We start from the raw sequence: 21,799 nt of genomic DNA, 5'->3' as shown, positions 1-21,799 counted from the left end.
TAATTGATGATTTGCTGATTTGCGGGCACAGTTGCTGACTATGAAAAAGTGCCTCCAGATTATGTGTTTGTGTTTCCTGCTGGCCATTACGGCTTCCGCTAGGGACAACGCGCGGATTCGCAAGCAGTTCATTGAATATTTTACACAGTATTCGACAAGCGAATCTGCGGTTGAGCGGGATCTGAAAACGATGCGGCCGGATGGAACGTGGCCGGATGTGAACTATACCAGTACGCGGCGGGGCGGCTGGCCGACGCTGAATCATCTTAAGCGGGTTGTGGCATTGGCGACGGCGTACGCCAATCCGGAATCTGCGCTGTATCAGGATCCGCGATTGAAGGCGGTACTTCTGGGTGCGCTGAATCATTGGATTGAGGCAGATTACCGGAATTCGAACTGGTGGCAGTGGAGGATCGGCATTCCCGAGAATATGCTGACCGCCTTTATTCTGCTGGGTGATGATCTGCCGGAATCCATGCTGAAAGATGCGCAACCGATTCTGAATCGGAGCAAGATGGGCATGACTGGGCAGAACAAAGTTTGGTGCGCCGGTATTGCGTTGATGAAAGGGCTGTTGGCAGATAATAGCGAAATGATGAAAACGGCCAGCGATGCCATCTGGTCGGAGCTGCGTATTACGACCGAAGAGGGCATTCAGCCGGATTGGAGTTTTCATCAGCACGGCCCGCAACAGCAGTTCGGCAACTATGGCGGTTCTTTTGGCGCGAGCATGGTGATGTGGGGCAGTATTCTGCGCGGTTCGAATTATGCCTTGGGCGGAGGGCTGCTGGCGATTCTGCGCAATTATCTCTTGGAAGGCCCCTCATGGATTCTATGGAAAGGACGGATGGATCTGAGTGGTTGCGGACGTCAGGTGGACGAAGGCTGCCAAACCGCTAAGGCGCGAGGTATTCAACGTCAGCTTAAACAAATGGGATCGATCGATCCGGACTATCGGAGCCGCTACGAAACAGTGAATGGATTGACGGGGCACAAGTCCTATTGGCGCTCCGATATGGCGGTGCACCGTCGTCCGGAATGGTATGCTTCCGTCAAAATGTCGTCCACCAGGGTGATCGGGGCCGAAACCTGCAACGATGAAAACATGCTGGGGCTCCATCTCGGCGACGGTGTGCTGCTGACGTACCAGACCGGCGCGGAATATGAAGACATCGTCCCTTTGTGGGATTGGAAGCGCCTGCCCGGAACCACGTGTGACCAAGGTTTAGAAAATCTCACCCCGAAGAGTTGGAACGGTGGCTATGGCGGTAGCGATTTTTCAGGCGTGCTGGGCGACGGTGAAACCGGCATGGCTTCGATGATTTACAAACGCGATAACCTGAGTGCTCAGAAATCATATTTCTTTCTGACTGACCATATGGTTTGTTTGGGTTCCGGTATCAGTGGTGAAACCCTAGGCGACGTTTACACGTCGGTAGAGCAGTCGTGGTTGACGGGTGACGTGAAACGGGGCAAGGGATGGATGAAACATTCCGGCGTTGCTTATCAGTTCATTGATAGTGAGCCGGTGTTAAAGACGGACAGGATTGAGGGTAACTGGCTTCCCGTCTTTCCGACCCGTGGTGATCAGCCTGTAGAGGGTAACGTTCTCAGCCTGTGGATTAATCACGGGAAGTCTCCGAAAGGCGCAACCTATGCCTATCGCGTTGTTCCCTGTGCAGGGAGTGAAGAGGTTAAGTCGACCGTCCTCAGCAATACGGAAGCGGTTCAGGCGGTTGCCTGTGAAGGGATGATCTATGCAGTGTTTTATGAAGCGGCTAAATTAAAGGCCGCTAAAAACCGGATTATTGAAACTGACGGCCCATGTCTGATGCAATTCTCGGAGGGCTTGATTATGGTTGCGGACCCAACGCACAACCTCCAGACCTTGGAAGTTAAAGTGAATGGGAAAAGCATGATAGTGGATCTACCGCAAGGGGCGGAACGAGGGAAACAGGTGACGGTGAAATGAAAATTGAACATTTTGCATATCAGGTTGAGGATGTTGCGGCAGTGGCCGATTGGTACTGCGAGCATTTGGGCTTTCAGGTCAAGCGCGGAGCGGATGATCCGTTTCCTGTTCGCTTCCTTGCGGACGGGTCAGGCGATGTGATGATTGAGATCTACAACAACCCAAAGGTAAATACGCCGGACTATGCTTCCATGGATCCATTGATCCTGCATCTGGCTTTTGTCTGCAATGAAATCGAAGCCACCATCGAACGCCTGTCGGCAGCTGGCGCTGAACTGCTTCTAACCGAAACCACGCCGGCCGGCGACACCGTTGCCATGCTTCGCGACCCGTGGGGGCTGGCCATTCAACTTTGCCATCGTGCCCAGCCTATGATTTAATCTTGCCATGCGATCCGAGCCCCATATTTTAATGATGATTGAGTCCTCCCGGGAATCGGGGCGGCAGTTGATTTCCGGGATTGCGGATTATGCCCGGCATTTCGGGCCGTGGCACTTTCATTGGGAAACCCAGGGGCTTGCACATGTTGACACCCTGCTTGAGGAAACGCGGTACGACGGCGTTCTGATGCGCGATATGGCCGAAGTGCAGGCCTTTCTGGATGTCGGGATTCCGGTCGTGGCTTTTGCGTACAGCAAGCGGCACATTGTGGATACGTGCTGGGTGAAAACCGATGACCGCGGGGTGGGCGAGGTGGTTGCTAACCATTTCCTGCAACGCGGCTTCAGGCACTTTGCCTTTTGCGGCTACGACGGATTGCCTTGGGCGGTTGACCGCGGAGACAGCTTTGCCGCGGTGCTCGGAGAGGCGGGCTTCCAAGTTGACTCCTTCTTGATTCCTCCTCCGGTGGCCGGGGAGCTGGACGATGCGGCGATCGTTCGCTGGCTGGCGGCGCTGCCATGTCCGGCGGCCTTGATGGCCGCCAACGATGACCTCGGGCAAAAAATCGTGCATCTATGCCGGGAATCGGGGCTGCGCGTGCCCGACGACTGCGCGGTGGTTGGAGTTGATAACGATCCCGTTGTTTGCGGCATGAGCAATCCGCCTTTGTCGAGCGTGCGGCTGGATCAATATCAGTCCGGCTATGGCGCCGCGGCCATGCTCGACAAGATGATGAAGGGGAAGGCGCCCGAAAACAAAATCATCACCGCGCGTGCGGGCGAACTGGTGGTGCGGCAATCGTCCGACCTCATTGCCGTTGACGATGCGGCGGTGGCCAAGGCGCTGCGGTTCATCCAAGAGAACGCCCACCGCCCGCTAAAAGTCGATGAGGTTGCACGCGCAAGCGGCTTGTACCGACGCGGTCTGGAAAAGCGTTTTCGGGAGCACTTGGCGCATTCCATTCAGGAATACTGCCGCAAGGCCCGGGCGGAACACGTTGCTAAAATTCTGCGCGAATGCCGTCTGAGCCTCGAAGAAATTGCCGCCCAGTGCGGCTTCTCCCATGCACCGCATCTAACGCGCTTCTTCACCTCCATGCGGGGTGAAACCCCTTCTGCATACCGAAAGCGGGTCTCGGTTCCCTAGCGGGGGGTGCCGCTTTCCAGAAGATCAAGGTTTGGATCAAGTATCGCAAAATGGTAAGAAACAGCACTTGAAGTGGTATGGTTAAAAATGGCTGAACATGCTTTCATACAGCAATTGTTTTAAGCTCATACGTTGTCGGTTGAGCGGTATTGGCGGAACGGGATAAGGGTGAACATGATGAAAATACATAAGCAATACGTAGCCGCGGCAATGGCGTGCGGTTTTTTGACTCTTGGCGCAGTGGCGGCTGAATCGGGGAAACCTTCGACCTTCTGCCGGTTTGTGCCGGAGCGGGTCGACGACTTTGCGTGGGAGAACGACAAGATTGCGTTCCGCGCCTACGGTCCTGCGATGCGCAAGGGCAAGGAAGACAGCGGCATCGACTGCTGGCTGAAGCGGGTCGATTATCCGATCATCAACAAATGGTATGGCGGGATGAAGAAAAAGACCTATCACAAGGACTGGGGCGAGGGGTACGATCCATACCACGTTGGCGGTTCAGCCGGCTGCGGCGGAACCGGCATCTGGCTGGATGGCAAGCGCGAGCCGCTGGAAGCCTATGCGAAACAGGAAGTGATTGAATGCTCGCCGGCGAAATCGGTCTTTAAACTCACCTACGAACGGGAAATCGGCGGCGTGGTTTACGGCGAAGAAAAAACCATCACCATCGAGCTGGGCCAGCGCCTGTTTCATGCGTCGTGCCTTTTTACCATGGATGGAAAACCTGCCGCTAATCTGCCGGTTTGCATCGGCCTCACAACGCACGACGGCAAAGCGGCGGCATCAAAAGATATTTCCAAAGGCTGGATGGCCTGCTGGGAAACGATAGACAAATTCGGAATTGGAACCGGCGTGGTCATGGCGCCTGCGAAGATCGCGGAGTACCGGTTGATCGAGTCGCCGAAGAAGGATGAAAGCCACGCGCAGCTCATCACCCAAACCGATGCCAGTGGGCAGGTGGAATATTATGCCGGCTACGGCTGGGAAAAGGCCGGCGAAATCAAAACTTCCAAGGAATGGAACGCCTATCTCGACGAGTTTCAGCAACGAATGTAGGAAACGAATGATTAAAAACGGATTTTATATGACCGCAAAGCCGCGAAGAAACAAAGCATTCAAATGCCGTTCCTTTGCGTCTTTGCGTCTTAGCGGTCTAATAATTGCAACGGCGATTGTTTCAGTTGCAGCTGCGCCGTATTCGAAGCTGGATGAATATGCGTTCCGTCAGGATACGATCAAGTCAACGATCCGTTCGGCGGCGGAATATCAGCTAAAACTGTATGGCCCGAATATCCCGACGAAGGATTGGCTGGTGGGTACGTTCTTTTCGTCGTTCGTTGCGGCCTATGGGCAGACGGGTGACGAATGGTATCTGCAACAGGCCTTGAAATGGGGCGAAGATTCGGAGTGGGATATCGTCCGTCCGCTGCACGCGGATGATGTCTGCCCGGGGCAGGCCTATCTGGATCTCTACTTCGCCAAGGGCGGCGATGAAAAGATCGCCAAGCTGGTTGAAAAGCTGTCCGCTTATCTGGAGCGCGATACCCTTTTGCCGGGCGAGGTCAACACGTGGGAGAAAAAGGAGCGGCCGTTCATTGGCCGCAAGCTTTGGAGCTGGTGCGATTCGCTCTACATGGCGCCGCCGGTCTACGCACGGATGGGCAAGGCCACCGGCGACAAGCGCTACTATGATCAGCTGCACAAACTCTATTGGGATTCGGTGGATTTTCTTTATGACGGGGATGAACAGCTTTTTTATCGCAACAGCAAGGCCCAGACCGAAAAGCTCAAGACGCCCAACGGCAAACAGGTGTTCTGGGGGCGCGGCAACGGCTGGGTGATTGGCGGCTTGGCGCGGTTGATCCCGTATCTGGAGAAGGATGATCCGATGCGTCAGAAATACATCGACCTGTTTGTGGATCTGTCGTTCAGCTTGGCGAAATACCAAGGCGAAGACGGGCTGTGGCGTCCGTGCGTCAACGATCCCGAATGGTACGCCATGAAGGAGACCACGGGATCCTCATTCTTTGTTTATGCGCTCGCCACGGGCGTCAACGAGGGCTGGCTTCCGCGCGAATATTTTGAGCCGGTGGTGATGCGTGGCTGGCGCGGACTGGTGGATTGCGTTTCGCCGGAAGGGCGGTTGGGCTGGTGCCAGCTCGTCGCCGGTTCGCCGCACGAGGCGCGCGCCGAGGACACCAAAGACTACGGCGTCGGTGCTTTTATTCTGGCCGGGGTGGAAATGCTGAAGCTCCAGCCGCTGGAAAAAATGAAGGCGGAAATCGCAACACCGTTCAAGCCGCGCTCGGTGGCGGATGACGGCGCGTGGACGTGGTACAACGATGAGCGCGTGATTTTTCACAACAATGTTTTTTATGCGAGCTATGTGAAGAGCGATGGCAAAACCGCTCTAACCGCATTTGGTTTGGAAAAGATGTCCAGTGCACATGCCCGAAAGGAAATGGTGCTTAGCACTTGGGAGCAAAAGGACGACCACAACAACGCCGCTTTTCTTCCGCTGAAGGACGGCAAGTTGTTGGTTTGCTATGCAACGCACGGCAGCCATAAAAACTTTTATCAGCGCAAGCTGACCCTGTCGCAATGGAAGGAAGCCCGGGCGTCTGATGAGCAGCGCTTTAAAATGAGTTTTGGAAAACGCGGCGTGACCTATCAAAACCTGCATCGTGTGGAAGATGAAGGCGGGCGCATCTACAACTTTTTCCGCGGCAATAATTATAATCCGCATTTCACCTATTCCGACGATGAGGCGGAAACGTGGAGCGAGCCGGTTCAGTTGGTTCTGGTCGGGCAGGGGAGCGCGCGGCCTTACATCAAGTATGTTTCCAACGGGAAAGACCGCATTGACCTGTTCTATACGGACGGCCATCCACGCGACTGCAAGCAGAACAACGTGTATCACATGTATTATAAAGACGGCGCGTTCCGGAAATCCGACGGTACAGAGATCCGCAATCTGCATGAACTGCAGGACAAGCCGATGGAGCCACAGGACGGAACCCTCGTCTTTGACGGCTCCACTCCGAACGGCCGCGGCTGGGTCTGGGATCTTGAATATGATCAGACCGGCCAGCCATTCGGCGCTTTCATCTCGTCGCCCAGCGGCGACATGGGAACCGACATGCGCTACTGGACGGCACGCTTAGAGAACGGCCAGTGGGCGTGCGAGCAGATTGCATTTGCGGGGAGCAATCTGTACCCGAAAGAACAGCACTATGCCGGCGGCGTTGCGCTGCATCCGCAGAACGACCAGCAGGTGGTGATTTCTGCGGATGTGAACCCGAAAACCGGCAAGCCGCTGCCGAAGCGGATTTATCAACTCTTCAAAGGAACGCGAAGCAATGGGGTGTGGAAGTGGGAGCAGCTGACGCACGATCCGGTCAACAACCACCTGCGTCCGGTCATTGTGCGGGGCAAGGAAAACGCGCTGTTCTGGTTCGCTGGGGACTACACGCGTTATCAGGAATACGACTGCCAAATTATGGCGTCATTCGAATTTTAACACATAAAGGAAATCATTATGAACGTACGTTATACAGTTGGAAAAAATGAATACAAACGCATGACGACCGACGAGCTGCGCGACGCGTTTCTCGTTGAACTATTCAAAGCTGGAACACTGAACCTTCTTTATTGCGAAGTGGAGCGTGCCATTGTCGGCGCGGCGGTTCCGACCGTTGGGAGCTTGAAGCTCGAAGCGGGCGCAGAGCTGGCGGCGGACTATTTTTGCCAGCGTCGCGAAGTTGGCGTGCTGAACATTGGCGGCAACGGAACGGTTGCGGTCGACGGCACCGAATACCAAATGGAAAATCTCGACGGCCTCTACATCGGTCGCGGTTCGAAGGAGATTGTTTTCGACAGTGTGAGCGGCGAAGAGCCGGCGCGCTTTTATCTGATTTCGTATCCGGCCCACGCCGAATATCCGACCACGCAGGCAAAGAAGGCTGACGCGAACGCCATTCAGTTGGGAACGGTTGAAGATGCCAACAAGCGCACGATCTACCAGTACATCCACGAAAATGGCATCAAGAGTTGCCAGCTGGTGATGGGCTTCACGGCGCTGGAGCCGGGCAGCGTTTGGAATACGATGCCGTGCCATACGCATGAACGCCGCACCGAAGTCTACATGTATTTCGGCCTCGACGAAGCGTCGAAGGTCTTCCACATGATGGGGCCGGGCGATGAAACACGGCACATTGTGATCGGCAACGAGCAGGCGGTCATCTCTCCGATGTGGTCCATCCACTCCGGCTGCGGCACGAAGGCCTATACGTTCTGCTGGGGCATGGGTGGTGAAAACCAGCGCTTCGACGATATGGACCACATTGCTGTTAGTGACTTGAAATAGGGGAAGCGAATGAGGCTGTTTAGTTTACTGATGTCGTTGGGTATTGCGGTCGGAACTTTTGCCGCGACTCCTTCGCCGGAGGAGGTGAAGGCTGTCACGGACAAAGTGGCCGATTGGCAGATCAAGACCTTTGATGATCAGCAACTATACCGCGGGATACCGCTTTCCCTCCAGACCGTGCTGGAGGAGATGGGGGATAGGAAGCCTGAAACCGGTTATGAAAAATATGCGGTGACCTTTAAGAAAAAGTGGCACGACAGGCAATGGCACAATGCGGCTTTATACGCTGGCATGAATGAATGGCGCCAAGTGGCCGACGATGGCGGTATCTATACCCAATGGTTGCATTCGATTGCGGAACGAAACGACTGGAAGCTGCACTGGTCGAAATACCATGCCGACGACCATGCCGTTGGGCATTATTACCTGGCACTCTATGAAGAGTCCCGAGATCCAAGGATGATTGCCGATACGGTCAAGCGTTTCGACTGGATTATGGCTAACCCGAAAACCGGGTCATTGGAATGGAAGGAAGGGGGCGACTGCCATAAACGATGGGGTTGGTGCGATGCGCTGTTCATGGCGCCACCGGTCTGGGCGCGATTGGCCAAGGTGACGGGGGAGCGGAAATACCTCGATTTCATGGATCAGGAATACCACGCCACCTACGACCTGCTCTGGAGCCAGGAGGATCAACTGTTTTTCCGCGATTCCACCTATTTTGACAGAAGGGAAAACAACGGGGCAAAGATTTTCTGGTCTCGTGGTAACGGGTGGGTTTTCAGCGGGCTCGCATTGATGATTCCCGATTTGCCGCAGGACTGGGATGGGCGGCAGTTTTACATCGATATGTTCAAGCAGATGGCTGAATCGCTGAAAAAGACGCAGCGCGAGGATGGTACCTGGTCGATGGGGTTGCTGGGCGACCCGAAAGACTATCCGATTCCTGAAGCCAGCGGTACGGCGTTCTTCACGCATGGACTTGCATGGGGCATCAACAACGGCTTGCTGGATCGCGCCGCCTACGAATCGGTCGTACTCAAGGCCTGGGTGGCACTCACGGCGTGCGTCACTGAAGAAGGGCTGCTCGGTCACGTGCAGCCGGTCGGTGCCTCGCCGGGCGAATCCTATCCTGACAAGACCGAGGTCTACGGAGTCGGGGCATTCCTTTCCGCAGGTTCGGAAGTATATCGGTTGGTTGGCGGCATTCCCGGAGCCACCCGTTCACCCGAACAAGTTAAAGCGGAAGTGAAAAAAGTTGCCGATTGGCAGATCGAACATTTTCACGGCGACTATCAGCGAAAGCATAAGCACAACAATGTGTATACCGCCTGGACATATGGTGCGTGCTATGTCGGCCTCGATAAATGGGCGGCCATGACGGGGGCTGATGAAGGCTATGAATTCCTTAAGTCGATTGCAGAAGGGCTGGACTGGAGGCTTGGCAAGCGAACATACCACGCCGATGACCAATTAATCGGTCGGCTCTACCTGCAACTCGCGGAGCACTACAACGACCCGGAAATGTACGCCAGCATTAAGGCGAGACTGGATTTTATCCTAGCCAATCCGAGCAAGCAGTCGGTCATCATCAAAGGCAAGCAGCAGGAGCGCTGGACGTGGTGCGACGCACTCTTTATGGCACCGCCGGTCTGGGCGCAGATGGCGCGAATCACCGGCGACGAGAAATACCTCGACTTTATGGTCAAGGAATACAAAGCCACCTACGACCACCTCTACGACCCGGAAGAGCATCTGTTTTTCCGTGATTCGAACTATTTCAAGAAGCGCGATAATGGGCGGAAGATTTTCTGGTCGCGCGGCAATGGTTGGGTGTTCGGTGGACTTGCGCTTATCATCGACGAGCTGCCCGAGGGCAAGGACAAAGAGTGGTTTGTGGGGCTCTACAAGGATATGGCTCCAGCCATTGCGAAACTCCAGACTCCGCAAGGGCATTGGGCGATGAGCCTGCTGTGCGCTGATGCGTATCCAACACCTGAAACCAGTGGGTCATCCTTCTTCACCTACGGATTGGCATGGGGAATCAACCAAGGATATCTGGATCGGGCGGCCTATGCGCCTGTGGTTTTGAAGGGCTGGGATGCGCTGGTGAGTCATGTGACTGCCGACGGCATGCTGGGCTATGTCCAACCCGTGGGCGCGGCGCCGGGCCAAGCCTGGCCTGACCAGACCGAGGTCTATGGCATTGGCGCATTTCTTTCAGCAGGTTCCGAGGTCTATAAGCTGGTGGGTGGCAGGGCGCTCTGTCCCCAGAGCGCCTCGGACAGCCGTCCCTTCCAAACGTTCATGAAAGACACGGGCTGGTGCTGGTACGAAGATCCGCGCGTGATCATCAACAATGGGAAGCTGATCATCGGCGGGATCAGCGGAAAAAGCGGCGATGCAAAAGTGGGCGTCTATGATCTGAAGGCAGACAAGCTTCTTGGCGCCGCGGTTCTTTATGAAAAGTTCGAGCGCGACGACCATGACTCGCCGGTCTTCCATGTTCGCCCCGATGGCAGCCTGCTGACCGTCTACGCCAAACATGGGAAGGAAAAGATTCATCACTATCATATTTCCGACCCTCAGGATTATCTGAAGTGGGGACCGCGCAAGGAATATCATCATACCTACGAAGATAAGCGTGGATCCACCTACATGAATCTATTCACCATGAAGGATGAGGAATTGCTCTATTGCTTCTTTCGGGACGGACAGCATTTTAACCCGGCTTTCATCACCTCTTCGGACGACGGGGGATCCTGGGGGAATTATAAGCACTTCATCACACACGATGTCGGCGGCCGCCAGCGTCCGTATGCGCGCTATCTGCAGCGCGATGAAAACACGGTGGGCATTTCCTTCACCGACGCCCATCCGCGTCAGTTTGGAAACAGCCTCTATTATGCCGACTTTCGCAAAGGCTCGTTCTTTAAAGCGGACGGCACCAAGATTAAGGATCTGTCGGAAGGGCCGCTCATTACTTCTGAAGCTGAAATCGTCTATCAGGGCAGCGGGGTTAAGCGCAAGGGCGGACACGGCGGCAGTGCCGCCAACAGCGCGTGGTCGTGTGCGGCGGGAATGGATGCCGAGCGCAATCCGCATCTAGGCTACACGGTGTATTTCACCAACGACGACCATCGTTTCCGCATTGCCTCCTGGACAGGGAGCGCGTGGAACGACCGCGAAATTGCGTATGCTGGGAAATGCCTCTACGAGAAAGAAAGCAGCTACACCGGCCTGATGGCGTTTGATCCGGAAAACCCGCAACGGGTTTATATTTCCACGGATGTCGATCCGGCGACGGGTAAGGATTCCGGCGGCGTGCATGAAATCTATACCGCGCTGATTGGTGCGAAAGATAATGTTTCCACCATCAAATGGGAAGCGGTCACATCCGGTTCGAAGTATAAGAACATCCGCCCGATTGTGGTGGCAGGCGATGGCTACAAGGTACTGACTTGGTTGGGCAATGGGCCGTGGAGCCACTTTTGCGACTATGCGACCGATGCCATCGGAATGATTCTGGAGCGACCTTGACCGGAATGGAGATCATGTATTTGGAGGATGAGGTTTGTCTTGATCTCAAACGTTTGAAATAGTAGTTATATCGGTTTTCAAGGGGTGAATATGAATAAGGCGTCATCAATGTTTGTGGGTGGAATTCTGGTGGGAGCCATGCTGGCATCCGCAGGTTTTTCGTTGTATTTGCGCGGGCAGAAGGCGGGGGCCGGCCGGCAGGGCCAGCTGGTGCTGAAGCTCGGGCATGGTTTGGATACCGGCCACCCGGTGCATAAAGCCATGGAATTCATGAAGCAACGGCTTGAGGCGCTTTCCGGAGGCAACGTTACGATCGATATCTATCCCAGTTCCGTGCTCGGCTCGGAAAAGCAGTGCATCGAGCAGCTGCAAAGCGGTGCGCTCGCCATGACCAAAACCTCGGCCGCCGCCATGGAAAGTTTCATTCCCGCGATGTCCGTCTATGGGCTGCCCTATATATTCCGTGACGGGACGCATTATTGGAGCGTGCTCAATGGCGAAATTGGCCGGGGAATGCTGCGGCAGGGCGAATCCAAGTTCCTTCGGGGCCTGTGCTACTACGATGGCGGAAGCCGCAACTTCTACACCAAAGAAAAGCCGATCCGCACGCCCGACGATCTCAAGGGGCTGAAGATCCGCGTTATGGAATCCAAGACCGCGATGGACATGGTCGAGGCCATGGGCGGGGCGCCCACGCCGATTGCGTGGGGCGAGCTCTATTCCGCGCTCGCGCAGGGCACCGTTGACGGTGCGGAAAACAATCCGCCCAGCTTCACCTCCAACAAGCACTACGAAGTGTGCAAGCACTTCACGCTCGATGGGCACACCCGCATCCCCGACATGCTGCTGATCAGTTCCAAGGTTTGGAAAAAACTGGATCCGCAGGTGCAGGCCTGGGTGCAGCAGGCCGCCGATGAATCCTCGGTTTTTCAGCGCGAGCTCTGGGCAAAAGAAACCGTCCTTGCGCTCGCAAAAGCAAAGGAAGAGGGGGTTGAGGTCTACGAAGTGGACACCGCCGCCTTCGCGGCCAAGGTGGCACCCATGCTGGCCGAGGTTGAAGATCCAGAAGTGCGCGAACTGCTGAAGCAGATTTCTGAGGTCAAGTGATGCTGGACGGTCTGCTTAAGTTCAAGAAGGGGATGACTTCCGCACTCAACGTTGTACTCATTGTTGTGGTCGCGCTGTTGGTCATCGATGTGGTGTGGGGGGTCTTTTCGCGCCACGTGCTGGGTGCGCAGACCAAGTGGACCGAAGAGCTTGCCCGCTTTCTGCTCGTCTGGGTTTCGCTGCTGGGCGGCGCCGTCGCCTTCGGCACCAAAGGGCATCTTGGCGTCGATTATTTCGTCGGCAAGTTTCATCCCGAAACGCAACGCCTGATGGCGATCGTTTCGCATGGGGTCGTCCTCTTTTTCGCCTCGGCCATATTTGTGTACGGCGGGGCCCGTGTCGTTTCCGATGCTCTGACGATGGAGCAGACCACGCCCGCGCTCGGTTGGAAAATGGGCTATGTTTATCTGGCGCTTCCAATCGCTGGAATTTTCATGGTGATCTATACGATCGAAAATCTCATTGAGACGATAAGCCTGAAACTGGAAAACGGAAACCTGAAACCTGAAAAGGACGGACCAAGCACGATGGACGCCGGCGGAGAGGTGGAGTCATGAACCTTTCACGTTTCACGTTTCACGTTTCAAGTTTCGAAGTTGCGAACGCAACTCAGGAGGCACTCTAATGGGTACCGTCGCGCTCGTCCTGGTTGTTGTTTTTGTGCTCCTGCTCGTCATGAATGTGCCGATCGCCGTGTCGATTGCATTGGCGACCTTTTTTGCGATCCTGGCCGATGGCACCGACCCGACGGTCATGGTGGCGGCCAAAATGGCCAATGGCGTAAACAGCTTTGCGCTGTTGGCGATTCCTTTCTTTATTCTCTCTGGCCATTTGATGGGCAAGGGCGGGCTGGCCCGCCGCCTGATTGATTTTGCAGCCACGCTCGTCGGCCGGCTTCCTGGCGGACTCGGCTATGTGAACACACTCACCTGCATGCTGTTCGGATCCATTTCCGGTTCGGCGGCCGCCGCGGTTTCGTCGGTCGGCGGTTTCATGATTCCCGAAATGAACCGCAAGGGCTATGGCCGCGAATTCAACGTGGCCGTAACGACCACGGCTGCGACCACCGGCTTGCTGATTCCTCCGAGCAATATCATGATCGTCTATTCCGTAGCCGCCGGCTCGGTCTCCATTGCGGCCATGTTCATGGCGGGTTTCCTGCCCGGTCTGATTACCGGCCTGTTTATCATGCTGGTCGGCGGGGTTATTTCGGTGATCAAGGGCTATAAGGGCGAAGCGCTCGAAATGCCCCGATGGAAACCCATTGCGGCAACGTCCATCGTTGCCTTGATGATCGTCTTCGTTTTTGCATCGCAAAAGGGCTGGGTCGATCTAGGGTTCAAGATCGGAAAACTGGTGGTTTCGAATGGGATCGTATGGTTCTTGATTTGGTCGGCCGTTTGCTGTGGCTTCTTCAAGACCTTCCGTCGGGCCTACTTCACGCTGCTGCTGATCGTGATCGTGATCGGCGGCATCCTCGGCGGCGTTTTCACCGCCACCGAAGCGGCGGCCATTGCCGTGGTGTATTCCTATCTGCTTTCCGTGGTCATCTACCGCGAAATCAAGACGAAGGAACTGCCTCGGATTCTGCTGGATACCGGCATCACAACCGCGGTCGTCATGCTGCTTATCGGCGCGAGTTCCGGCATGAGCTGGATCATGACGATGGCCAATATTCCGCAGACGGTCAGCGCCGCCCTCCTGGGGCTCTCCGAAAACCCAATCGTCATTCTGCTGACGATCAACATGCTGCTGATTGTGGTCGGCACCTTCATGGACATGACCCCGGCCGTGCTGATTTTTACGCCGATCTTCCTGCCGGTCGTCTCCGCGTTGGGCATGCATCCGGTTCACTTTGGAATCATGATGATCGCGAACCTCTGCATCGGCCTCTGCACGCCGCCCGTCGGCACTTGCCTTTTCATCGGGTGCGGGGTCGGCAAGACGACCATCGCGAAAGTGACGCCCACGCTGCTGCCGTTCTTTGCTGCGATGATCGCCGCGCTGCTGGTCATCACCTACGTGCCGGCCGTGTCGCTCTGGATGCCGCTGCAGACCAAACAGGTGAAGCAGGAAGACGTTGATAAAGCCTATTTTATGAATCCTCAGGAAGCCCCCGTTGCCGAAAACACGCAATAAGCGTTAAAAAAAACGGCAGGACTGCCTCTTTGGCGACGTCTCCTTGTGTAAGGTTCTAAATACAAGAAAAGGAGAACGGACAATGAAGAGAGTGACTTGTGGATTATTTGTGGCGGCGGCATTGATGCTGGCCGGTCATGCGGCGGGCGCGAAGCCCAACATTGTCTGGATTTTTTCGGACGACCATTCGTACCAAACCATCGGAGCCTACGGCGGACGGCTGCAGCCGTTGAATCCTTCACCGAACATTGACAGCCTTGCCCGCGACGGGATGCGGTTTGACCGCGTTTATGTAGGCAATTCGATCTGCGCGCCGAGCCGTGCGACGCTGCTGACCGGCAAGCACAGCCACATGAACGGGAAATACGATAACCGAGATGCGTTCAACCATGACCAGCAGCAGTTCCAGAAAATCCTGCAAAAGAACGGATATCAGACCGTTATGGTCGGCAAGATTCATCTGGATGGCGCCATGCAGGGCTTCGACTATTGGGAAGTGCTGCCCGGCCAAGGGAAATACTACAGCCCGGATTTCATCACCGAAGAGGGGAAGACCAAGTACGAGGGCGAATATGTCACGGATGTCATCACCGACCGCGCCCTCAACTGGCTCGAAAACAAGCGCGACAAAAACAAGCCGTTCATGCTGATGGTCCACCACAAGGCGCCGCACCGCAACTGGGATCCGGCGGACCGCCACATGAGCAAGTACGAGGATGTCGAGATTCCCGAACCGGCCAACCTGTTCGACGACTATGCCTCCCGTGGCGTGGCCGCACACGGGCAGGAGATGGAGATTGATCGCTATATGAAATTAGACTCCGATCTTAAGGCGGAAGGCAAACGCTATCAAAACAATCCTCGCTTTGCCGCCCGTCAAAAGTGGTTTGCCGAAAACAAACCGGAGGGCAAGGCGCTGGTGAAGTGGAAATACCAGACCTACATGAAAGATTATATGCGTTGTACCTGGGCGGTCGATGAAAGCGTCGGGCGCATTCTCCAATCCTTGGAAGAGCAGGGGCTGGCCGATAACACCATCGTGATGTATTCGTCCGATCAAGGCTTCTACATGGGCGAGCACGGCTGGTTCGACAAGCGCTTCATGTATGAAGAATCGTTCCGCACGCCGCTCATCGCCCGCTGGCCCGGCAAAATCAAGCCGGGCTCCGTCAACGATGACCTAGTGCAGAACATTGACTTTGCCGAAACTTTCCTCGATCTGGCCGGTGCGCCGATTCCCGCCGACATGCAGGGCAAGAGCATTGTCCCGTTGCTGGAAGGCCAAACGCCGCGGGATTGGCGCGAGTCGCTCTACTACCATTACTATGAATATCCTGGCGCCCACAGTGTTCGCCGCCACGAGGGCGTCTTTGACAGCCGCTGGAAGCTGATCCGTTTCTATGGCGTGGATGTGCCCGGCGAAGAGGAGTGGGAGCTGTTTGATCTGCAGAACGATCCCACCGAAATGAAGAACGTCTACGGAAACCCCGAAAATGAGGCGAAAATACAGGCGCTTAAAAAAGAGCTGTCGCGCCTGAAAAAGCAGTATCAGGTGCCCGACGAACCGCCTCCGCAAAAGCGGGCCGGCAAGAAGAATTAAGCCGCTTGATTTTTTCCTAGGAAATATGATCTGTGTTGTTATGTTTCTTGTGGATGGTTTTAATTGCGGGTGAAAAATGGGAAAGCAAAGATCGTTGGATGCGCAGATGCTGTTGGGGGCGCTCGCCCATATTGCAGAAAAGCTGACTACCGATTCGGGCGATGATGCGCTCTACGAAATTCTAAGCACACTCGGAATGGCCGTAGGCGTGGACCGGACCTATCTGTTTGACTTCAAACTCCTGCCTGCCGGCAATCTGATTGCGAGCCAGCGCGCGGAATGGGTGGAGGTCGGGCAGGACCGCCAAATCGCCAATCCAGAACTGCAAAGCTTTGACATGGCGGAGAGCGGTTTTGCTGACTGGAACGAAAAAATGCACAACGGCGAGGTGGTCGCCTGCCGCGCCTCCGAACTGAGCGCCGCTCAGCAAGAGGTGCTGCTGGAAATGCAGGGCATCCTGTCGATCGCTTTTGTCCCCGTCTTTGCGAACGGCACGCTGCGTTGGCTATGACGACTGCACGAACGAACGCGAGTGGCAGGTTGAAGAGATCACCGCGTTGCGCATCGCCTCCTGCATCGTCGGCGTGCTCTGCTACAAGGGCTGAAGTCTTTTAGGTAGTTCTACGGCCGCGGATAAGCACCGCTGAACGCTCATTTAGAACCGTCCATGTTTATGGGGGCGGGTCAGCGGGAATTGGACAGTCCGCTTCATGATAACGTTATGATGCCCACTTGAGGGAGAGTTTTTTGTGGTTTAGAGCACAGTCTCTCAAATAGAGATTGATTAAGCTTTGATAGGGCATGCCCAGTTCGTTTGCGAGTGACTTGAAGTAGGCAACCGTTGATTTGTCTAGGCGCATAGTCACAGGTTGTTTGAGTTCCTTAACGTAGGGATTCTTCTCTCCCTTCATGTTTTCGAAGTCGTAATGGTCTCTCATTGGTTTATCTCCAGTAATACGATTGTTCTTTTTTATCGGCCTTGCGTGCAGAGATGATTCGTATGACCGAATCATTATCTCTGTAGCAATGACTAACGATCAGGACACGAAGCTTAAAGCTCATGCCAAGCATCAAGAAACGATCCTCGTCTTCGGAATGGTCTGGGTCGAAAAACCGAATGGCATTTTCATCTAGGAAAGCAGTCTGGGCTTCCTCAAATGACACCTTGTGCTTACGTTTGTTTTCTAGGGATTTATTTTCATCCCATGTAAACTGGATCCCACTCATGCGTACAATGTACGTACCGACTGTTGTTTGGTCAATATATTTGATTTGTCGAACGACCAAGCGAGTTGCCTCAAATTAAATGACTCCGAAGCAATCGCGCTGCAGGGAGTAACCCGTGCCCGATTCGTTTGATTGGCCCCCTCGCGCTCTAGAAACGGGTTTCCTATGGCCGAACCCGCTTGATACGGGCGGGGCTATTGCCGGAAATCGGCCGCGCTGTATCCGATGCAGGCTACCACACACCGTCACCGATTCAGGAGCAGGCGATCCCGCCGTTGCTGAAAGGGCGCGACATGATTGGTTGCGCGCAGACCGGAACCGGAAAGACGGCGGCGTTTACGCTGCCGATCCTTCAGTACCTTGCAATAAAGAACAAACCCCCAGTCTCGAAACGGCCGGAAGTGCTGATTATTGCGCCGACCCGCGAGCTGGCCGCACAGATTGGCGACAGCGTGGCCAAATTTGTGTGATTCCTCTAAATTTGTAGAGCTTCATTTATCTTGTCGCCTAACGATTAGGATTTTATCCCTCCTGTTTCCCCAAACTCCAAAGTCCATCGCAGGAGCTGAATGGCAGGAGGATATGAGGGTACCCAAAAGGTGCCATCTTGATGTTGGACTGAGCCTCTCGGCACGTGCCAACTAACTGTGGGGATTGTATGGATGCCCGGGTGCTTCCGCCATGGTTTTCTTTATGTTTCTTTCCGGCGAAGTGGCAGACGATGAGGGGGTTGAAGGTTTTTGCGAAGGAGCGCTGTGGATTTTCAAGGGATTGAAGGGTGCTGCCACGCCTTTTTTCCGGGGTCGGAGCGTGCGGAAGGGCGGTGCAGCGGATTTCCTGTGGATTTCCTGTGGCCGAACCCGCTTGACACCGGCGGGGGTTGTCTATATGAACGCCGCTCAATTCATGGACGGCCGTTTGGGCTGCTCCTCTTTTTCTTCACTCCACCGGCGGCGAGCAGAAAAATATTTATTCGCCGGTAGGACAAAACATATGAAGAAAGAAAACGACCTCAACGGGGTCTTCGGATTGCTATTGCCGGAAATCGGCCGCGGAGTATCCGAAGCAGGCTATCACACACCGTCACCGATTCAGGAGCAGGCGATTCCGTTGCTGCTGAAAGGGCGCGATATGATTGGCTGTGCGCAGACCGGAACCGGAAAGACGGCGGCGTTCACGTTGCCGATTCTCCAGTATCTAGCCATAAAGAACAAACCCCCGGTCTCTAAACGGCCGGAAGTGCTGATTCTTGCGCCGACCCGCGAGTTGGCGGCGCAGATTGGCGACAGCGTTGCCAAGTATGGCAAGCATACTAAAACCTCGCAAACCGTCATCTTCGGCGGCGTGGGGCAAAACCCGCAGGTGAAGGCGATCCGCCGCGGCGTGAATGTGTTGGTTGCAACACCCGGCCGGTTGATCGATCTGGTGAACCAGGGCTTGATTGATCTCGGCGGGGTGGAAATCTTTGTCCTCGACGAAGCGGACCGCATGCTGGACATGGGCTTTATTCACGATATCAAGAAGGTGATTGCGAAGCTGCCGAAAAAGCGCCAGTCGCTCTTCTTTTCGGCCACAATGGAGCCGAAGGTGAAACAACTGGCAGAGTCGCTGGTGAACAATCCGGTGCAGGTGGCGATCGAACCGGACAAGCCGGCGGTCGACCGCATTATTCAGAAGATGATGTTTGTGGATAAGAAGAACAAGGACGAGCTGATCATGGCGCTGATGGCGAGCAAGAAGCTCGACCGCGTGATTGTCTTTGTGCAGATGAAGCACGTGGCCAACAAAGTGGCGCGCAAGCTTGAGGGCATTGGCATCGCGACGGCGGCGATCCACGGCAATAAGAGCCAGAGCGCCCGCACCCAGGCCTTGGCCGACTTTAAGTCCGGCAAGCTTCGCGCGCTGGTCGCAACCGACATCGCCGCCCGCGGGATCGACGTGGACGGCATTTCGCACGTGATCAACTATGACATTCCCGTTGAGCCGGAAACCTATGTTCACCGCATTGGCCGTACGGCTCGTGCCGGCGCCGATGGCGATGCGATCTCGCTGTGCAGCGCACAGGAGCGCGACTATCTCCGCGCCATTGAAAAACTGATCAAAATTCAAATCCCCGTCGACCTGAAGCATGGGTTGCATTGCGAGAAATCGATGAATGCCACGGGCGCCGACGCCAAGCCGGGGCCGAAGGTCCGCCAGCAACGCGGCAAGGTGACCGTGAATGCCAGCGGCCGCGCAAAGCATACCGCCAGCGACAAGCGTCCGGGCAAGGTGCATAGCCGCCGTGCTTCGAATTCGCGGAGAAGAAGCCATGGTTGAAGTGGGGAAGGTGAACACCCTTGAGGTGTCGCGCAATTCCGATTTTGGGCTGCTGCTCGACGGCGGCGACCTGGGCGAAATCCTGATGCCGAAACGTTATGTTTCCAAGGAGTGGAAGCCGGGCGACAAGATTGTTGCTTTTGTGTATCTCGATTCCGAAGACCGTCTGACGGCGTCGACGGATCGGCCCAAGGCGATGGTCGGCGAATTTGCGCTGCTGCGCGCGGTGGATGTGAATGCCGTGGGCGCATTCCTTGACTGGGGCATGCCCAAGGATTTGTTTGTGCCGTTCCGCGAACAGCGGGTGAAGATGCGCCAAGGCGAGTCGTATATTGTTCATCTCTACTACGACCGCGCCAGCGGCCGCATTGCGGCTTCGTCCAAGCTCGATAAATATCTGGAGTCGTCCCGCAAGTTCTATAAGAGCGGCGAAGAGGTCGATCTGATGATTTGGCAGAAGAGCGACTTGGGCTATAAGGCGATCATCAACAACGAGCGCTGGGGCATGGTGTTTTTTAACGAGGTGTTCCAGACGCTTCGCCGCGGCCAGCGCGTGAAGGGCTTCATCAAGCAGGTGCGTCCCGATGGGCGCATCGACCTCTGTCTCGACAAGCCGGGCTATGAGAAAGTCACCTTGCTGACCGACAAGATTCTCAACTACATCAAAGAACAGGGCGGTTTCATGCCGATCACCGACAAGAATCCGCCGGAAGAAATCTACGGCGTGTTCGGCGTCAGCAAGAAAACCTACAAGAAGGCCATTGGCGCGCTCTACAAGCAGCGGATGATCACGATTGAAGCGGCGGGAACGCGTCTGGTTGGGAAATAGGCTCTGCGTATTGCGTACTACGTATTGCTTGACCCGTTTCCAGCGGCCGGTACACCATACGCAATACGCAAAGGAGTCTTATGAACAAACAAACCAAGCAGTTTCTCGCCGATCTCGTCAACAGCATCAGCCCGTCGGGCTATGAAGCGCCGGTGGCCAAAGTCTGGAAGACTGAAGCCGCCACGTTCGCTTCGAAAGTCTGGACGGATACGCACGGCAACTCGCACGCCATCGTTAACCCGGGCGGTTCGCCGCGCGTAATGTTTGCTGGGCACTACGACGAAATCGGCTTCCAGATTTCATACATCGACGACAAGGGTTTTCTTTGGATCCAGGCGCTGGGTGGCTGGGATCCGCAGATTGCCCAAGGACAGCGCGTTCAGATCATGACCAAGAAGGGCGTCGTGCGCGGCGTGATGGGCAAGGTCGCGATCCACATGCAGACGCCGGAGCAACGCAAGCAGGTTACGGAGATCAAGGATCTCTGGGTGGATATCGGCGCGAAGGATAAAAAGGATGCCGAGAAAATGGTCGAGGTGGGCGATCCGCTCGTCGTGGCCTATGGCTTTGAAGAGCTGGCCAACGGGCTGGCGGCGGGGCGCGCGTTCGACGACCGCGCCGGCGCATTCGTAGTGCTTGAAGCGGCCCGCCAGTTGACAAAGCTTAATCCCAAGGCCGAAATCCACGCCGTTGCGACGGTGCAGGAGGAGATCGGCCTGCGCGGCGCACAGACGGCCGCCTACGGCATTGATCCAGACATTGGAATTGCCGTTGATGTAACCTTTGCCACGGACCACCCGAACATGGATGAGGCGAAGAAGCGCGAAAACCTGATTGAGCTCGGCAAGGGCCCCGTGCTGACGCGCGGTCCAAACATTAACTCAAAGCTGTTCGATCTCTTGGTGAAGACGGCGAAAGCCGAAAAAATCCCGTACCAGGTCAATGCCGAGCCGCGCGGCACCGGCACCGACGCCAACGCGATCCAGCTCAATCGGGCAGGGGTGGTCTCCGGATTGGTCAGCATTCCGCTGCGCTACATGCACAGCCCCTGCGAACTGATTTGCCTGAAGGATTTGGAACTCTGTGCCGCATTGCTCGCCAAGACCGTGGTCAAAATTACGTCGCGCACCAACTTTGTGCCGTTTTAATTGCGAGCTGCGCAAAGCGCTCTGG

Annotated in this window: 19 protein-coding genes; 17 read left to right on the top strand and 2 right to left on the bottom strand. The window is 55.5% G+C overall.

Annotation, left to right across the window (positions count from 1 at the left end; genetic code table 11):
* Positions 1-40 precede the first annotated feature (40 nt).
* From SCARR_RS06065 to SCARR_RS29040, 13 genes are all read left to right on the top strand, one after another.
* Positions 41-1,972 carry a polysaccharide lyase family 8 super-sandwich domain-containing protein gene (locus SCARR_RS06065; protein ID WP_136060610.1) on the top strand — a complete coding sequence of 644 codons (1,932 nt, stop codon included), beginning with the start codon at positions 41-43 and terminating at the stop codon, positions 1,970-1,972.
* The gene (locus SCARR_RS06060) at positions 1,969-2,352 is read left to right on the top strand and encodes a VOC family protein (protein WP_136060609.1); all 384 of its coding nucleotides are present in this window, start codon (positions 1,969-1,971) and stop codon (positions 2,350-2,352) included. Before SCARR_RS06065 ends, SCARR_RS06060 begins: the two co-directional genes overlap by 4 nt.
* A 31-nt stretch (positions 2,353-2,383) precedes the next feature.
* Positions 2,384-3,499: an AraC family transcriptional regulator gene (locus SCARR_RS06055; RefSeq protein WP_168433043.1), complete on the top strand. Its 1,116-nt coding sequence runs from the start codon at positions 2,384-2,386 to the stop codon at positions 3,497-3,499.
* A 174-nt stretch (positions 3,500-3,673) separates the two neighbouring features.
* The gene (locus tag SCARR_RS06050) at positions 3,674-4,555 is read left to right on the top strand and encodes a DUF4861 family protein (RefSeq protein ID WP_136060607.1); all 882 of its coding nucleotides are present in this window, start codon (positions 3,674-3,676) and stop codon (positions 4,553-4,555) included.
* Positions 4,556-4,562: 7 nt separating this feature from the next.
* On the top strand, positions 4,563-7,019 hold the full coding sequence (locus tag SCARR_RS06045; RefSeq protein WP_168433042.1) for a glycoside hydrolase family 88 protein: 2,457 nt from the start codon (positions 4,563-4,565) through the stop codon (positions 7,017-7,019).
* An 18-nt stretch (positions 7,020-7,037) separates the two neighbouring features.
* Positions 7,038-7,865: a 5-dehydro-4-deoxy-D-glucuronate isomerase gene (gene kduI, locus SCARR_RS06040; RefSeq protein WP_136060605.1), complete on the top strand. Its 828-nt coding sequence runs from the start codon at positions 7,038-7,040 to the stop codon at positions 7,863-7,865.
* Positions 7,866-7,874: 9 nt separating this feature from the next.
* Positions 7,875-11,405 carry a glycoside hydrolase family 88 protein gene (locus SCARR_RS06035; RefSeq protein ID WP_136060604.1) on the top strand — a complete coding sequence of 1,177 codons (3,531 nt, stop codon included), beginning with the start codon at positions 7,875-7,877 and terminating at the stop codon, positions 11,403-11,405.
* Positions 11,406-11,495: 90 nt separating this feature from the next.
* Complete coding sequence (locus SCARR_RS06030; RefSeq protein ID WP_136060603.1) at positions 11,496-12,512, top strand: TRAP transporter substrate-binding protein; 1,017 nt, start codon at positions 11,496-11,498, stop codon at positions 12,510-12,512.
* Positions 12,512-13,069, top strand: a complete 558-nt coding sequence (locus tag SCARR_RS06025) for a TRAP transporter small permease (protein ID WP_136060602.1) — start codon at positions 12,512-12,514, stop codon at positions 13,067-13,069. Before SCARR_RS06030 ends, SCARR_RS06025 begins: the two co-directional genes overlap by 1 nt.
* Positions 13,070-13,136: 67 nt before the next feature.
* On the top strand, positions 13,137-14,651 hold the full coding sequence (locus tag SCARR_RS06020) for a TRAP transporter large permease (protein WP_136060601.1): 1,515 nt from the start codon (positions 13,137-13,139) through the stop codon (positions 14,649-14,651).
* Positions 14,652-14,733: 82 nt separating this feature from the next.
* Positions 14,734-16,251 (top strand): sulfatase family protein, encoded by a 1,518-nt coding sequence (locus tag SCARR_RS06015; RefSeq protein ID WP_136060600.1) that lies wholly within the window; start codon positions 14,734-14,736, stop codon positions 16,249-16,251.
* A gap of 76 nt (positions 16,252-16,327) precedes the next feature.
* Positions 16,328-16,762 (top strand): hypothetical protein, encoded by a 435-nt coding sequence (locus tag SCARR_RS06010; RefSeq protein ID WP_136060599.1) that lies wholly within the window; start codon positions 16,328-16,330, stop codon positions 16,760-16,762.
* A complete protein-coding gene (locus SCARR_RS29040; RefSeq protein ID WP_281281131.1) occupies positions 16,734-16,856 on the top strand; it encodes a hypothetical protein in 123 nt (40 codons plus the stop codon). Before SCARR_RS06010 ends, SCARR_RS29040 begins: the two co-directional genes overlap by 29 nt.
* Positions 16,857-16,970: 114 nt before the next feature.
* Here the strand turns inward: SCARR_RS29040 and SCARR_RS29245 are convergent, their stop codons facing one another.
* Positions 16,971-17,189, bottom strand: coding sequence for a CopG family antitoxin (locus SCARR_RS29245; RefSeq protein WP_136060598.1), 219 nt, complete (start codon positions 17,187-17,189; stop codon positions 16,971-16,973).
* 4 nt (positions 17,190-17,193) lie between these two features.
* A complete protein-coding gene (locus SCARR_RS06000) occupies positions 17,194-17,478 on the bottom strand; it encodes a BrnT family toxin (protein ID WP_136060597.1) in 285 nt (94 codons plus the stop codon).
* Positions 17,479-17,675: 197 nt separating this feature from the next.
* Between SCARR_RS06000 and SCARR_RS05995 the strand changes: the two genes are divergently transcribed.
* The 4 genes from SCARR_RS05995 (at position 17,676) to SCARR_RS05980 (ending at position 21,774) form a co-directional block, all read left to right on the top strand.
* Positions 17,676-17,948, top strand: a complete 273-nt coding sequence (locus SCARR_RS05995) for a DEAD/DEAH box helicase (RefSeq protein WP_222846194.1) — start codon at positions 17,676-17,678, stop codon at positions 17,946-17,948.
* A 523-nt stretch (positions 17,949-18,471) separates the two neighbouring features.
* Positions 18,472-19,797 carry a DEAD/DEAH box helicase gene (locus SCARR_RS05990; protein WP_136060595.1) on the top strand — a complete coding sequence of 442 codons (1,326 nt, stop codon included), beginning with the start codon at positions 18,472-18,474 and terminating at the stop codon, positions 19,795-19,797.
* Positions 19,790-20,626, top strand: a complete 837-nt coding sequence (locus SCARR_RS05985; protein WP_136062118.1) for a CvfB family protein — start codon at positions 19,790-19,792, stop codon at positions 20,624-20,626. The genes SCARR_RS05990 and SCARR_RS05985 overlap by 8 nt, the downstream gene beginning before the upstream one ends.
* An 80-nt stretch (positions 20,627-20,706) precedes the next feature.
* A complete protein-coding gene (locus SCARR_RS05980) occupies positions 20,707-21,774 on the top strand; it encodes a M42 family metallopeptidase (RefSeq protein ID WP_136060594.1) in 1,068 nt (355 codons plus the stop codon).
* Positions 21,775-21,799: the final 25 nt, after the last annotated feature.

Source organism: Pontiella sulfatireligans (assembly GCF_900890705.1).
In the GTDB taxonomy this organism is placed as follows: domain Bacteria; phylum Verrucomicrobiota; class Kiritimatiellia; order Kiritimatiellales; family Pontiellaceae; genus Pontiella; species Pontiella sulfatireligans.
Note: the sequence above shows the minus strand (reverse complement) of the source record. Positions and strands in the feature narration are given on the sequence as shown.